We start from the raw sequence: 14161 nt of genomic DNA on the forward strand, positions 1-14161 counted from the left end.
AGCCACCTGCGGTCTGCGGCTAGCCTCGAGCGATGGATGAAGAGCATGCCCTTCCCGGAGGCAATGCAGGCGGCGAAGTCGTGCGCATCGGCGACACCGTGCGCAAGCGATGGACCGCTGCCACACCCAGCGTCACCGCCTACGTGGATGCCCTGCGCCAGGCCGGCGTGGATGCACCGGCTCCGCTGGGGCGAGACTCGGCGGGTCGCCAGGTGCAGGAGTTCATCCCGGGGCACCTCGCGATGGCGGCTCAACCGCTGACGCACGCCGAGCTGCGCCGGGTTGGATCTCTGGTGCGTTCGATCCATGATGCAAGCGCGAGCCACGTGCCTGCCGCGGACGCGGTCTGGGAGTCGGCGATTCCAGCTCCGGGTCATGAACTCGTGTGCCACAACGACCTGGCGCCGTGGAACCTCGTCCTCGGCGAGAGGTGGGTCTTCATCGATTGGGACGCATCAGCTCCGAGCACGCGGCTCTGGGACCTGGCCTACGCGGCTCAGTCGTTCACCTTGAACGACCACCGTCAGCCACCCGACGTCGCGGCCCGCGCACTCGCCGCATTCGTCGACGGCTACGGCGCGGGTCCGGAAACGCGCGAACTCCTCCCGGCCGCGATGGGCGAGCGAGCCGAGGCCATGTGGGAGCTGCTCCACACGTCGAGCAGGACGGGGCACGAACCCTGGGCGTCCATGTTCCGCAACGGACACGGAGCACATTGGGATACCGCGACGCGCTACGTCAAGCAGCACCGCGACACGTGGGCGCGCGCGCTAACTCACTTGGGCTAGCAGTTCCAGCTCCGGGCCGACGGTGCACACGGAAGGCCCAGCGACATCTCATGGCAATTTCAATAAATTCATTCTTGCTTCCGCACTGCCTACCGAATTGAAACCCGCTCTTTGCCGGAGGGCGGACTCTGAGTTTTCTTTGCATCGCCCTGTGCATCCCAACCATCTACCCCAGGGAATACCTCACAGATCTAAGTCAGAAGCGAGTCACCCGGATCTCGATCGATGGCCCTAAGTAGCCGGAGCAGGCCCTCAAGGTCCTCCAGCGCGCTGTCCTCGATCGGGTCCTGCGAGAAGTGCATGAGATTGTTTCGAATTCCAGCAGTTATCTTCACGAGTTCCAGCACTCGACTGTGCTCAACACCACTCCACTGGAGCTTTAGCCAATCGGATTCATTCTCAAGCAAGTGTGGATATGCCCCCAGCGTGAGTTCTGATACCCGCTTGGCTCGTGCTGGTGAACTGGCAATCTCCTCATCCGTGAAGTGCGCCTGGACAGCTCGTCGAATGCGAAGCTCGATTTCTTCGACCAACATCAATGGCCGTCGGTCGCGGCCAAACTCAGCAGCAAGATCACTGAGGGTTACAATGCCCCCGATCTGGCCGTCCGCGCCCGACACGAAAACATATCCGTGTTGCTCAACGTACCGACGAATCTCAAGCACATTCTGCCGTGGGGAAACCATCGGCGGTGACACCACGCGAGCATCCCCTACCAACTCGGGCCTACGAGAGATACTCGCAACGGCTATTGACTCCCACGTGACCGCTCCGACTAGAGCTCCGTTATCAACGACGGCGAGTTGGGAATAGTTCTTCTCAAGCATATGAGTCTGCGCCACAGACAGAGGATCCGTGGGCGTGACAAATAGAGGAAGTAATGACGCAGAAGGAATCGCAGACACTCGATACCCGACGCGAATTTCACGAGGCGAAGCACCCCCTGAGCCACGAGCTTCTTCAACCAAGGCCCTCTTCCCGCCTGAAACGGGCAACACTGAGATGGTTATCTCGTCGTCAATAAGACCGTCATCGATCGGAATAGAGGTTTCTAACCCCATGGCGAGGAGCTTCGTCTCCAGAGCGTCAACAGTGCCCGCAGTCCGCCGCTGAAGCCCAGCCGCGTTCAGTAACTCCCGTATCGAAGTCGTCACCGGCACGATTGCAGGAAGTTCCTCGAGTGACGCAATTCGAGCGGATGCTTCGTGCGGCCCTGGATCCGGTTCTCCGTTTAGCATGCCATCCAACCTGTCAGCTGAATGGTTTCTCTCCAGTTCACAAATTGTGAGAAGCGCACCCATGGAGGCCAGGAGATCGTGATGTATCGAAGCTCTCTCGAGGTCTGGCATTACCCAGTCCACACGGCGAGTGTGTTGGAAGCCAGGATCGTTTTCGGCTAAAAACTCGTAACCGGACTCGATCCTCCCAAGGGCTATAACTTTGTCTTCACCCTTGCGTGGCATCGCTACGATGTCTCCAATCGCCATCTGGTTGATGAAGCGATCTAGCTGACCTGTCCAGTTGCCAACGAGAGCATTGCTTTCATCGGGATAAGTCGCTTCAATAGCCGCGCGTATGCCGCGCTTGGAATCTACGCCGGTCAGATCAGGCAGTTCTTCCCAACCCGCGATGGTACGACCGTCACCAAGGGCGTAGGCCTCGCGTTCCCCATCGCGACCTGCCCGGACCAACCATGCTCTCATGTGCAATTTCTAGCAGACTTCGCTCGTCTAAATATGCCCGGATACACACCCATCTCCCGCGCCCCGGGAGGAGAAAACACCACCCCGCCCCCATTGGCACTGGCCCGACTCAGTGACGACAAACGCTTGCGCGCCGCACCGCCCCCATGCGGCCCCGCACGACCGCGCCAACGAGGAGACGGCCGGCGCCCCTCTGGGGCACCGGCCGTCTCAAAACAGCTGCTGGAAGCTAGTTCACTTCGTTGGGGTGCGCCGCGACGCGTCCCTCTTCGCCGCGCTCGAGTGCCGTGATGGCGTCGTACTCGGCACCCGACAGCTCGAAGTCGAAGACCTGAGCGTTCTCGACCATGCGCTCACGCGACGTGGTCTTCGGGAAGACGATGTTGCCCTTCTGGAGGTGCCAGCGGATGACGACCTGCGCGGGCGTCTTGCCGTGTGCATCCGCTGCCGCCTTCACGGGCTCCAGCTCGAAGAGCGGGTACTTGGCCTGGCCAAGCGGTCCCCATGCTTCGGTCTTGATGTCTTCGGCCTGCAGGTAGGCGTCGAGCTCCGGCTGCTGGAAGATCGGGTGCTGCTCGATCTGGTTGACGACCGGCTTCACGCCGGTGGCCGAGATGATGTCGCGCAGGTGCGACTCGAAGAAGTTGCACACGCCGATCGACGTGGTCAGGCCGGCCTGCTGCAGCTCGACGAGCGCCTCCCAGCTCTCGACGAACTTGTTCTGCTTCGGCGTGGGCCAGTGGATGAGGTAGAGGTCGGCCTTCTCGAGGCCGAGGCGCTCGAGGCTGGCGTCGATCGCGGCGCGGGGCGTGTCCCGGCCCTGCTCGTCGTTCCAGAGCTTCGTGGTCACGTAGAGCTCGTCGCGCGGGATGCCGGACTTCGCGATGGCCCTGCCCACGCCCTCCTCGTTGCCGTAGATCTTGGCGGTGTCGATGTGGCGGTAGCCGACCTCGAGGGCGTCGGACACGATGCGCTCGGTCTCTGCCGGGTCGACCTTGAAGACGCCGAAGCCGAGCTGGGGAATGCTGGTGCCGTCGTTGAGGGAAACGTTGGGGATCTGCAATGCGGTCATCCCACTGTTCTAGCAAGCGGAACTGGTTCCGCGCTGACCGGACACGGCAATAGACTGTAATGCTCATGACTACGACTCCCCTCGAGATCTCCTACCCGCCGGAGCTGCCCGTCAGCCAGATGCGGGACGAGATCCGCGACGCCATCGCCGCCAACCAGGTGGTCATCGTCGCGGGCGAGACCGGGTCGGGCAAGACGACGCAGCTGCCGAAGATCTGCCTCGAGCTCGGCAGGCAGATGATCGGGCACACGCAGCCCCGACGCATCGCAGCGCGCACGATCGCGGAGCGGATCGCGGATGAGCTCGGCGGCGACATCGGCGGGCTCGTCGGCTACCAGGTGCGCTTCACCGACGAGGTGTCGGCCGAGACGCGCGTGAAGCTCATGACCGACGGCATCCTCCTCAACGAGATCCACCGCGACCGCCTGCTGCGCAAGTACGACACGATCATCATCGACGAGGCGCACGAGCGCAGCCTCAACATCGACTTCCTCCTCGGCTACCTGAAGACGCTCCTCCCGAAGCGGCCCGACCTGAAGGTCATCATCACGTCGGCGACGATCGACCCCGAGTCGTTCTCGAAGCACTTCAACGACGCCCCGATGATCGAGGTCTCCGGCCGCACGTTCCCCGTCGAAGTCCGCTACCGGCCGCTCGTCGCCGACGCTCCGCTCCCCGGAGAGGAGGACGAGGACGCGGCCCCGCAGACGCCGGAGCGCGACATGTTCGAGGGCATCGTGGATGCGCTCGACGAGCTCGATCGCGACCTGCCCGGCGACGTGCTCGTGTTCCTGTCCGGCGAGCAGGAGATCCGGGACGCGCAGGACGCGATCCGCGCCCACGTCGCGCGCGACGCTCGCCCGGAGTCGACCGAGGTCCTCCCGCTCTTCGGCCGCCTCTCCTCCGCGGAGCAGCACCGCGTGTTCGAGTCGAAGCGTCCGCCCGGGGTGCGCCGCCGCGTGGTGCTCGCGACGAACGTCGCAGAGACGAGCCTCACGGTGCCGGGCATCGTCGCCGTCATCGACACGGGGACGGCGCGCATCTCCCGCTACTCGACGCGAGCGAAGGTGCAGCGCCTCCCGATCGAGGCCATCTCGCAGGCGTCCGCGAAGCAGCGTTCGGGCCGCGCCGGCCGCACCTCCGCTGGCGTCGCCATCCGCCTCTACTCGGAGGCCGACTTCGATCGCCGCCCCGAGTTCACCGAACCCGAGATCCTCCGCACGAACCTCGCGAGCGTGCTCCTGCAGATGCTCGAGCTGGGCCTCGGGGCCCTCTCCGAGTTCCCGTTCCTGCAGCCGCCGGACGCGCGCGGCATCAAGGACGGCACCGATCTCCTCAGCGAGCTCGGGGCCGTGGAACCCGGCAAGGCCAGCCACGGGAAGGACAGCCAGCTGCGCCTCACGAAGACGGGCCGCAGCCTCGCCCGCCTCCCCATCGACCCCCGGTTCGGCCGCATGGTCATCGAGTCGAAGCAGCACGACGTGAGCCGCGAGATCCTCATCATCGTCGCCGGCATGACGGTGCAGGACATCCGTGAGCGTCCGCTCGAGAAACGACAGAAGGCCGACGAGCTGCACGCGCGGTTCCGCGACCCGTCCAGCGACTTCCTCACGCTCGTGAACCTGTGGAACTACCTCGAGGAGCAGAGCCACGAGCTCGGCTCGAGCGCGTTCCGTCGCAAGTGCCGCGACGAGTTCATCAACTTCGTCCGCTTCCGCGAGTGGCAGGACGTGTTCCGTCAGCTCCGCCAGCTCGCCGGCCCCATCGGCTTGAAGGTCCAGCGGCCAGCCGCCGGGCAGGTGCAGGAGCCCGGCGCCCTCGCCGACGCCATCCACCGCTCCATGCTCGCCGGGCTCCTCAGCCACATCGGCATCCGCGACGAGCTGAAGCGCGACTACGCGGGAGCGCGCGGCACCCGGTTCCAGATCTTCCCCGGTTCCGGGCTCGCGAAGGCGAAGAAGCAGCCGGATGTCGTCATGGCGGCCGAGCTCGTCGAAACGAGCCGCCTCTTCGCGCGCACCGTCGCGAAGATCGACCCAGCCTGGGCGGAGGTGCTCGCGGGCTCCCTCGCGAAGCGCAACCACTCCGACCCGCACTGGGAGAAGAAGCAGGGCTTCGCCGTCGCCATCGAGCGCGTGACCCTCTACGGTGTGCCCATCGTCCGCGGACGCACCGTGCAGTTCTCGAAGATCGACCCGGCCTGGTCGCGCGACCTGTTCATCCGCCATGCCCTCGTCGAGGGTGACTGGAACGGGCGCCACAGCTTCGACTCCAAGAACCGGGCGCTGCGCAAGAGCCTCGCCGACCTCGAGGAGCGCACCCGTTCGCGCGGCGCCTACACCGACGACGAGGACGCCGTCTTCGAGTTCTACGACGAACGCCTCCCCAGGGATGTCGTCTCGCAGTCCACGTTCGAGAAGTGGTGGCAGGGCGCGCAGCAGCAGACCCCGCAGCTGCTCACCATGACGAGGGCGGATGTGCTCGGCGAGGAGCACGCAGACCCCGACGAGCAGGGTGCTGGGTTCCCCACCGAGTGGAAGCAGGGCGACCAGCGCCTCCGCCTCCGGTACCGCTTCGACCCGGGTGCGCCCGACGACGGCGTGACGGTCAACATCCCGCTGCCCCTGCTGTCGCGCCTCGACGACCGCGGCTTCGACTGGCAGGTGCCCGGCATGCGCCGGGAGCTGGTCATCGCGCTCCTGAAGTCGTTGCCGAAGGCCACCCGACGCAACTTCGTGCCCTCCGCGGACTGGGCCGACAAGCTCCTCGGCGAACTCGGCGAGGCGAGGCCAGACCTCGGCCAGGAGGTTCCCGGGGACTTCGACGACGCGCTGCGGCAGATCATGCAGCGGCAGGCGGGCATCCGCTTCGACGTGAGCGAGTTCGACTGGAGCCGCGTCCCCTCGCACCTTCGGGTGCGTTTCCGAGTGCTCGACGACCGCGGCCGCGAGCTCGGCACGGGAGAGGACCTCAGGGCGCTGCAGGAGAAGCTCAAGAAGGCGTCGGAGGCGTCGGTGCTGCGCGCGACGCAGCAGGTCGCGGCGCCCGCCCGCCCCGGGAACGGGGTGCGCGAGGCCGGTTCGGTGCCCGCGCAGAGCGCGTCGACCGCGGAGCTCCGCTACGACCAGCACGGGCTCACCGAGTGGCCGCTCGACGAGATCCCCGAGCTCATCGACATCAAACGCAAGCACGGCGTCATCCGCGCCTACCCGTCGCTCGCCGTCGTCAAGGGGAGCATCGACCTGCGCCTCGTGACGACGCCAGAGGACCAGGCGCGCGAGCATCCCATCGGCGTCGCTGCCCTCCTCGTCGCGTCGGTGCCCTCCCCCGCGAGCTACGTGCAGGAGCACCTGACGGCGAAGGAGAAGCTGGCCCTCGCGACGAGCCCGTACCACTCGACGCCGGCGCTCTTCGGCGACATCGTCGCGGCCCTCGCCCAGGATGCGGTTGCCGCGTACAGCCAGGAGCACGGCGGGCCCGTGCGCACGCGGGCCGCGTTCGATGAGCTGCGCGAGACGTTCAACGCCACCCTGCTCGACCGCATGTTCGCGCAGACGAAGCTCGTCTCCGAGATCCTCGACCGCTTCCGCGAGGCCAACAAGGCGCTCAAGGCGGCGAATCACATCTCGGTGCTGCCGTCGCTCTCAGACGCCCGCTCGCAGCTGCAGGCGCTCGTCTACCCGGGCTTCGTGTCGAAGACCGGCGTCACGCGGCTTGCGCATCTCCCCCGCTACCTGCGGGCGCTCACCTACCGCCTGGAGCGGGTGCTCAGCCACTCCAGCATCGAGCGGGCCGGCCTCATGCAGGTGGAGCAGGCGACGGCCCTGTATACGGAGGCGGGCGGCACGTTCCCCGCGAACCGCTCCGCCCCGGCGTCCGTCGTCCAGGCGAGGTGGATGCTCGAGGAGTTCCGCGTGAGCCTCTTCGCGCAGCAGCTCGGCACGGCCGAGACGGTCTCGCTGAAGCGCATCCGCCAGGCCCTCGCGGAGAAGTAGCGCCGGGCGGGCGCGCCGCCTGGCACCTGGCAGCGCACCCCTGCGCTCTGCCGCATCGCCCCCGCCGCATCGCGCCCTGCTGAATCGCGCCCTGCTGCAATCCACCCCACCAAGCGCAAAAATCAGCCAGATGCGCGCTCCCGGTGGCGGGAGCGCGCATCTGGCTGATTCCTTGGACGCGAGCCGGGCTGCGCTGAGCCGGCCAGCCGTCGCTAGACGGCCGTGTAGCCGCCGTCGACGAGCACGTAGGAGCCCGTCATGAAGCTCGCCTTGTCGGAGAGCAGGTAGGTGGTGAGGTTCGCGACCTCTTCGGCCTTGCCGAGGCGCCCAAGCGGGTGCTTCGCGACGAGGGCTTCGAGCTGCTCCTCGCTGAGGTGCTTCTCGAGCAGCGGCGTGGAGATGTACCCGGGTCCGACGGCGTTGATCCGCAGCCCCTGGGGGCCGTACTCGGCAGCCGAGTTCTTCGTGATCCCGACAACCGCGTGCTTGGAGGCCGTGTAGGCGCCGCTGCCGATCGCCGCGACCGTTCCGTGGATGGAGGCCATGTTGACGATGGCTCCCTCCTCGGCGCCGGCCTCGAGGATCGCGGGGATCTGCGCGCGGAGCCCGTATAGCACTCCGTTGAGGTTGATGTTGATGACGCGGTCCCAGTCGTCGACCTCGACGTCAGCGGCGGGGGCCGCCTTGCCGCCGATTCCGGCGTTGTTCACGGCGTAGTTGAGCTTGCCGTAGGTGGCGACGGCGTGCTCGACCGTGCGGACGCTGTCCTCTGCGACGGCGGTGTTCGCCTCGAACGGCGAGGCGGTGCCGCCGGCTGCCTCGATCTCGGCGACCACTCGCTTCGCACCCTCGAGGTTGATGTCGGAGACGACCACCTGGACGCCGTTGGCGGCGAGCTCCTTCGAGATCGCTTCGCCGATTCCCGAACCGCCGCCGGTCACGATCGCGACTTTTCCTGCAAATGCCATGGTGCTGTTCCTCTCAGAGTGCGCGGCCGGTGGTCACCGGTTGCTCCTTCGAGTGTGCTCCCGCGCATCCACAATTGGCTGTGTTCTGGGTCAGCGAACAGGCGTAGCATTCACCTGTTCTGTATCCCTGACTGGCCCCACGGCCTCCCCCGCGTGCACGCCCGGCGGCTACTCGGCGTCGGCCAGCCAGACCGTCGTATCGGTCGTCAGGAGACCTGCGTCCTCGACGTGCGCCACCTCGCTGCGGGCGAGCACTCGGAGCCCCTCCGGCAGCGCAACCGGCTGAGCGCCGAAGTTGGTGATCACCGTGACGTCGCCGTTGCGGTACGCGAGCACCTCGTCGCCGAAGCCGTCGACCCACGCGAAGCGGGCATCCCCCATGCCGAGGTCGTGCTCGCGGCGCAGCGCCAGCAGGGAGCGGTACAGGTTCAGGGTCGAGGAGGGGTCGTGCACCTGCTCGCTGCGCGCGAGCTCCGCCCACAGCTCCGGCTGCGGAAGCCACGACTCTCCCGTCGCGCTGAAGCCGTAGCTGCCGCCATCGGCCTCCCACGGAATCGGCACCCGGCAGCCGTCGCGGCCGTACAGCTCACCCTCGGAGCGGATGAAGATCGGGTCCTGCCGGGCCTCGTCCGCGAGGTCGATGACGTCGGGCAGGCCGAGCTCCTCGCCCTGGTACAGGTAGCTGGAGCCCGGCAGCCCGAGCATGAGCGCCGTCGCGGCTCGTGCGCGCCGCTCGCCGACCACGGGGTCCGGCTGGCCGGGGGTCTTCGGGCCGACGCCGGCTCCGTGCGCGTTCGGCTCGGTCAGGGCGAGGCGGGTCGCGTGGCGCACCGTGTCGTGGTTCGAGAGCACCCAGGTGCTCGGCGCACCGGATGCGGCGAACGCGGCGAGCGACCGGGTCACGACCTCCTTCTGGCCGTCCGCATCCCACGGCGCGCGCAGGTAGGCGAAGTTGAAGGTCTGGTGCAGCTGGCCGGGGCGAACCCACTCGGCCATCTCCTCGACGCTCGGCAGCCACGCCTCGCCGCACAGCACGCGGTCGCCGTCGTACTCGGCAGCGAGGAGATGCCAGGCGCGGAAGATCTCGTGGACCGCCTCCTGGCCGAGGTACGGGGTGCGGGGGTCGCCGACGATGGGCAGGTCGCTCTCGACGGGGATGTAGTCCGGCAACCCGTCTTCCTTCGCGAGGCCGTGGGCCACGTCGATGCGGAAGCCGTCGACGCCGCGGTCGAGCCAGAAGCGCAGGATGTCCTCGAAATCCCGATGCACAACCGGGTTCGACCAGTCGAAGTCGGGCTGCGTGGAGTCGAACAGGTGCAGGTACCACTGGCCGGGCGTGCCGTCTGCTTCGGTGAGACGCGTCCATGCCGGCCCTCCGAAGAGCGACTGCCAGTTGTTCGGTGGCAGCTCGCCGTGCTCGCCCTTGCCCTCGCGGAACAGGTAGCGCGCACGCTCCGGGCTGCCGGGGCCGGCGGCGAGCGCGGCCTTGAACCAGGCGTGCTCCGACGAAGAGTGGTTGGGGACGATGTCGACGATGATGCGGATACCCCGCTCGTGGGCCGCCTCGAGCATCCGGTCGAACTCGTCGAGGGTGCCGAAGACGGGGTCGACGTCGCAGTAGTCGGCGACGTCGTAGCCGGCGTCGTTGAGGGGCGACGGGTAGAACGGGGAGAGCCAGATGGCGTCGATCCCGAGGTCGGCGAGGTCCGGGATGTGCGCCGTGACGCCAGCGAGGTCGCCGATGCCGTCGCCGCTCCCGTCTGCGAAGGAGCGCGGGTAGACCTGGTAGATGACGGCTGAGCGCCACCATTCGGATCCTGGGGTGGTGTCCTTGGCGAACTGGGCCTCTGTGGGTGCATCGTTGAGCGTCACCACGACAGGCTAGTGGATGCGGCGTGCCCCCTGTCCGCTGGACAGGGGGCACGTCGTCGTCGAGCGCCGGTGAGCGCGGTCGCTGTCAGATGTACAGCTAGAGGACCTTGCCGAGGAAGTCCTGCGTGCGCGGCTCCTTCGGGTTCCCGAAGAGCTCGTCGGGAGTGCCCGTCTCGACGATCTTGCCGTCGGCCATGAACACGACACGGTCGGCGACTTCGCGCGCGAAGCCCATCTCGTGGGTGACGAGGGCCATCGTCATGCCCGACTTGGCGAGGTCGCGGATGACCTGGAGCACTTCGCCCACCATCTCGGGGTCGAGGGCGCTCGTCGCCTCATCGAAGAGCATGATCTCCGGGTCCATGGCGAGCGCCCGGGCGATCGCCACGCGCTGCTTCTGGCCGCCGGACAGCTGCGAGGGGCGGCGGTCCATGAGGTGGTCGAGGCCCACTCGGCGCAGCAGCTCCTCGCCGCGCTTGTTGGCCGCATCCTTCGTGACGCCCTTGATCTCGCGGGGCGCCAGCGTCACGTTCTCGAGCACCGTCATGTGCGGGAAGAGGTTGAAGTGCTGGAACACCATGCCGATGCGCTGCCGAACCTTGTCGAGGTTCGTCTTCGGGGCGGTGATGTCGTCGTCGTCGACGAAGACATGCCCCTTCGTGACCTCTTCGAGGCGGTTCAGGCAGCGGAGCAGCGTCGACTTCCCGGAGCCGGACGGGCCGATGATCGCGATGACCTCGCCGTTCGCGATCTCGAGATCGATGCCCTTGAGCACCTCCACGGGTCCGAAGGACTTGTGCATCTCGACGACTCGCACGCGCGGCTGGCCGGAGTTGACCGCGTCGAAGCGACCGGTGAATGGCGTCTGCTCCACGGCTGATGCATCCGACGCTGAGTTGTTCACGTCACTCATTTGTTGAACCTCTTGTCGACGTAGTTGGAGAGGACCGTCAGCAGGTAGATGACGATGAAGTAGAGCACGCCGACGACGAGCCAGATCTCGAACGACCGGAAGGTCGAGGCGATGACGATGCGGCCCTGGTAGGTGAGCTCAGCGAAGCCGAGGACGGACAGCAGCGAGGTGTCCTTCAGCGTGATGATGAACTGGTTGATGAGCGACGGCGTCATGATCTTGAACGCCTGCGGCAGCACGACCCGGCGCATCGACTTGCCGCGGGTCAGGCCGAGCGAGCGCGCGGCTTCCATCTGGCCGGGGTCGACCGACTGGATGCCGGAGCGCACCGTCTCCGTGATGTACGCGCCGGCGTTGAGGCTCAGCGTGATCACACCGGCGGTGAGCGCGTCGAGCGAGATGCCCGTCACGGCTGGCACGCCGAAGTAGAAGAAGAACGCCTGCACCAGCACCGGGGTGCCTCGGAAGATGTTCACGTACGTGGAGGCGATGCCGCGAAGCAGCATGCTCTTCGAGATCTTCAGGAAGCCGAACGCGAGGCCCAGGATCATCGCGAAGACGAGCGACAGGGCGGTGGCGAGCAGCGTGTAGCCGAGGCCGACCATGAGCGACGGGAAGGCGGCGACGACGAGCTCGAAGAAGCCGAGCTGGCCCGACTCCTCCTCGCTGCCGAGGTAGCGGTCGCTGATCGTCGCGAGCACGCCCGTGTCCTCGGCGTTGGCGAGGCCAGCGTCGAAGAGCTCGAGGAGCTCGGGGTTCTGGCCCTTGAGGACCGCGAAGCCGTACTCGCCGCCCTCGATGGGGTCGGTCACGGTCATGAGGCCGTTGCCCTGCTGGATGCCGTACTGCAGCACCGGGAAGTCCTCGAAGAGCGCGACGGAGTTGCCCGTCTGCACCTCCGCGATCATGTCGGCGGTGTCGGAGAACGTGCGGATCGTGAAGCCGTACTCGGAGGACAGCTCCTCGGCGGTGGTTGCGCCGACCGTGCCGGTCTTGACGGCCACGTTCTTGCCGGCGAGGTCCTCGTAGCCGGTGATGCTGGTGTCGCCGTCCTTGACGGCCATCTGCACGCCCGAGGTGAAGTAGGGCTCCGAGAAGTCGAAGACCTGCTTGCGCTCGTCGGTGATGGTCATACCGGCGATGATGCCGTCCGCCTGGCCGGACTGCACGGCCTGGAGAGCGGCGTCGAAGCCCAGCGGCTTGATGTCGATCTCGAAGCCCTGGTTCGCGGCGATGGCGCGGATCAGGTCCATGTCGATGCCGAGGAGTTCGCCGTTCTGCTCGAACTCGAAGGGCGCGTAGGTGTTGTCCGTCGCGATGACGTACGAGCCCTTGTCCTTGGGGGTGTCGACGGCGAAGAGCGGGTTCTTGGGCAGCGTTCCGGGGCCGTCGTCCTCGATGACCTCGTTGCCGAGGGTGACGACGCCGCCGGAGATCTTGGTCGCATCCGGTGCGCCGTCTCCGAGGTACTCGTCGAGGATGCCCTGGTAGGTGCCGTTCTCGACGACGTTCTTGAGTCCGTCGTTGAAGGCCTCGCGGAGTTCCGCGTTCTGGCCCTTGTTGACGGCGAAGCCGTAGGAGGAGGCGCGCTCGGGCTCGGTGACCGTCTTGAGGTTGATCTCGCCGGTCTCGATGCCGTACTGGAGGATCGGGAAGTCGTCGAAGACTGCGACCGAGTTGCCGCTCGTGACGTCGTTGAACGCGTCGGACGCGTCCTGGAAGCCCGTGACGGTGAAGCCGATCTCCTTGCCGAGCGTCTCGGCGAAGGTGAAGCCCTCTGTGCCGTTCTTCGCGGCGACGGTCTTGCCCTCGAGGTCTTCGTAGCTGGTGACGTCGTTGTTGCTCTTGGCGACCGCCATCTGGATGCCGGAGTCGAAGTAGGGGTTCGAGAAGTCGAACGTGCCCTTCCGCTCATCGGTGATCGACATTCCGGCGATCATGCCGTCGACGGCGTTGGTCTGCACTGCCTGCAGCGCGCCGTCGAAGCCGAGCGACTTGATCTCGACGTTGAAGCCCTGATCTTCCGCGATGGCGTTGATCAGGTCCATGTCGATCCCGCGGAGCTCGCCGTCGATCTCGAACTCGAACGGCGCCCACGTGGTGTCGGTGGCGATCGTGTAGGTCTGTCCCTCGACCGCGCTCTTGCCGATCGTGGCCGCTTGCGCGGTTCCCGCGATGGCTCCACCGGTCAACAGCAGCAGCAGTGCGACCGCGATGACGGACAGGACTTGGTTTCGTGAGTCTGCGACTCGTTGCAGGAGTGAGGTGAGCGAAGTTCGCATCGTGCTCCTCGGCCAGGGCAGTTTCTGGAGGAGCGTTGGAACCTGGCGGTACCCGGCGCAGCCCCCGCTTCTGCCGGTCTGTCAGCAGCCGCAGATCGCAGCAACCGAATTGTGAGCGCAACGCTACCTGGCTGGGAGTCTGCTGTATGACACGATCCGCAGATCGTGTTCGCCTTGTGATGTTTTCGCGATGGCGTCTTGGGCCTCGAGGGCGCGGCGGGAAACGCCCTCGTGATTACGCTTGGCTGGGCCGGATCTGCGGCCGGGGACGGCGGAGGGCGGAACGATGCGGGACGAGAACGACGTCAGCTTGCTGTGCGAGCCGTATCTGGTGCTGCCCGACGCTTCGGGCGTGGAGGTCGCCTGGGTGACGGACGGGGAGGCTCGCGACTCCCGCCTCATCGTCGTGCCGATCGAGCTCGGCGAGCGTCTCGCGGAGCTGTCGGTCGAGGAGCTGAGGGACCCTGCGCTCGCGAGCTCGCTGCCGGGCGCTCAGGTGACGAGATCCGCTGGCGTCCGACTGTCCGCGATGGCGGAGGACCGCGAGAGCTTCCTCCCCGCCGGGCTC

At 66.6% G+C, this 14161-nt stretch carries 8 protein-coding genes; 2 read left to right on the top strand and 6 right to left on the bottom strand.

What is annotated here, in order from left to right; genetic code table 11:
• Positions 1-32 precede the first annotated feature (32 nt).
• Positions 33-788, top strand: a complete 756-nt coding sequence (locus tag ITJ61_RS06590) for a phosphotransferase (protein ID WP_194685827.1) — start codon at positions 33-35, stop codon at positions 786-788.
• A gap of 191 nt (positions 789-979) precedes the next feature.
• Here ITJ61_RS06590 and ITJ61_RS06595 read toward each other — a convergent pair whose 3' ends face one another.
• Together ITJ61_RS06595 and ITJ61_RS06600 are read right to left on the bottom strand one after the other, a co-directional pair.
• Positions 980-2491, bottom strand: coding sequence for a CBS domain-containing protein (locus ITJ61_RS06595; RefSeq protein ID WP_194685828.1), 1512 nt, complete (start codon positions 2489-2491; stop codon positions 980-982).
• A gap of 229 nt (positions 2492-2720) precedes the next feature.
• The gene (locus ITJ61_RS06600) at positions 2721-3563 is read right to left on the bottom strand and encodes an aldo/keto reductase (protein ID WP_104307033.1); all 843 of its coding nucleotides are present in this window, start codon (positions 3561-3563) and stop codon (positions 2721-2723) included.
• Between the two features lie 59 nt (positions 3564-3622).
• On the opposite strand from ITJ61_RS06600, the gene hrpA reads away from it, so the two are divergent.
• Entirely contained in the window at positions 3623-7558 is a 3936-nt protein-coding gene (hrpA, locus tag ITJ61_RS06605; protein WP_416366850.1) for an ATP-dependent RNA helicase HrpA, read from the top strand.
• Between the two features lie 212 nt (positions 7559-7770).
• Here hrpA and ITJ61_RS06610 read toward each other — a convergent pair whose 3' ends face one another.
• The 4 genes from ITJ61_RS06610 to ITJ61_RS06625 form a co-directional block, all read right to left on the bottom strand.
• Positions 7771-8526: an SDR family NAD(P)-dependent oxidoreductase gene (locus ITJ61_RS06610; protein WP_104241755.1), complete on the bottom strand. Its 756-nt coding sequence runs from the start codon at positions 8524-8526 to the stop codon at positions 7771-7773.
• A gap of 168 nt (positions 8527-8694) precedes the next feature.
• Entirely contained in the window at positions 8695-10398 is a 1704-nt protein-coding gene (locus ITJ61_RS06615) for a glycoside hydrolase family 13 protein (protein ID WP_323744309.1), read from the bottom strand.
• Positions 10399-10495: 97 nt separating this feature from the next.
• Entirely contained in the window at positions 10496-11200 is a 705-nt protein-coding gene (locus ITJ61_RS06620) for an amino acid ABC transporter ATP-binding protein (protein WP_181057946.1), read from the bottom strand.
• Positions 11201-11307: 107 nt separating this feature from the next.
• Positions 11308-13593: an amino acid ABC transporter substrate-binding protein/permease gene (locus ITJ61_RS06625; RefSeq protein ID WP_194685831.1), complete on the bottom strand. Its 2286-nt coding sequence runs from the start codon at positions 13591-13593 to the stop codon at positions 11308-11310.
• Positions 13594-14161 lie beyond the last annotated feature (568 nt).

Source organism: Pseudoclavibacter sp. VKM Ac-2888 (genome assembly GCF_015351285.1).
Classification (GTDB): Bacteria; Actinomycetota; Actinomycetes; order Actinomycetales; family Microbacteriaceae; genus Pseudoclavibacter.

Coding starts and splice junctions, on each gene's coding strand:
- ITJ61_RS06590 (WP_194685827.1), top strand. CDS start 33: ATGGATGAAGAGCATGCCCTTCCCGGAGGCAATGCAGGCGGCGAAGTC.
- ITJ61_RS06595 (WP_194685828.1), bottom strand. CDS start 2,491: ATGAGAGCATGGTTGGTCCGGGCAGGTCGCGATGGGGAACGCGAGGCC.
- ITJ61_RS06600 (WP_104307033.1), bottom strand. CDS start 3,563: ATGACCGCATTGCAGATCCCCAACGTTTCCCTCAACGACGGCACCAGC.
- hrpA (WP_416366850.1), top strand. CDS start 3,623: ATGCTCATGACTACGACTCCCCTCGAGATCTCCTACCCGCCGGAGCTG.
- ITJ61_RS06610 (WP_104241755.1), bottom strand. CDS start 8,526: ATGGCATTTGCAGGAAAAGTCGCGATCGTGACCGGCGGCGGTTCGGGA.
- ITJ61_RS06620 (WP_181057946.1), bottom strand. CDS start 11,200: ATGCACAAGTCCTTCGGACCCGTGGAGGTGCTCAAGGGCATCGATCTC.
- ITJ61_RS06625 (WP_194685831.1), bottom strand. CDS start 13,593: ATGCGAACTTCGCTCACCTCACTCCTGCAACGAGTCGCAGACTCACGA.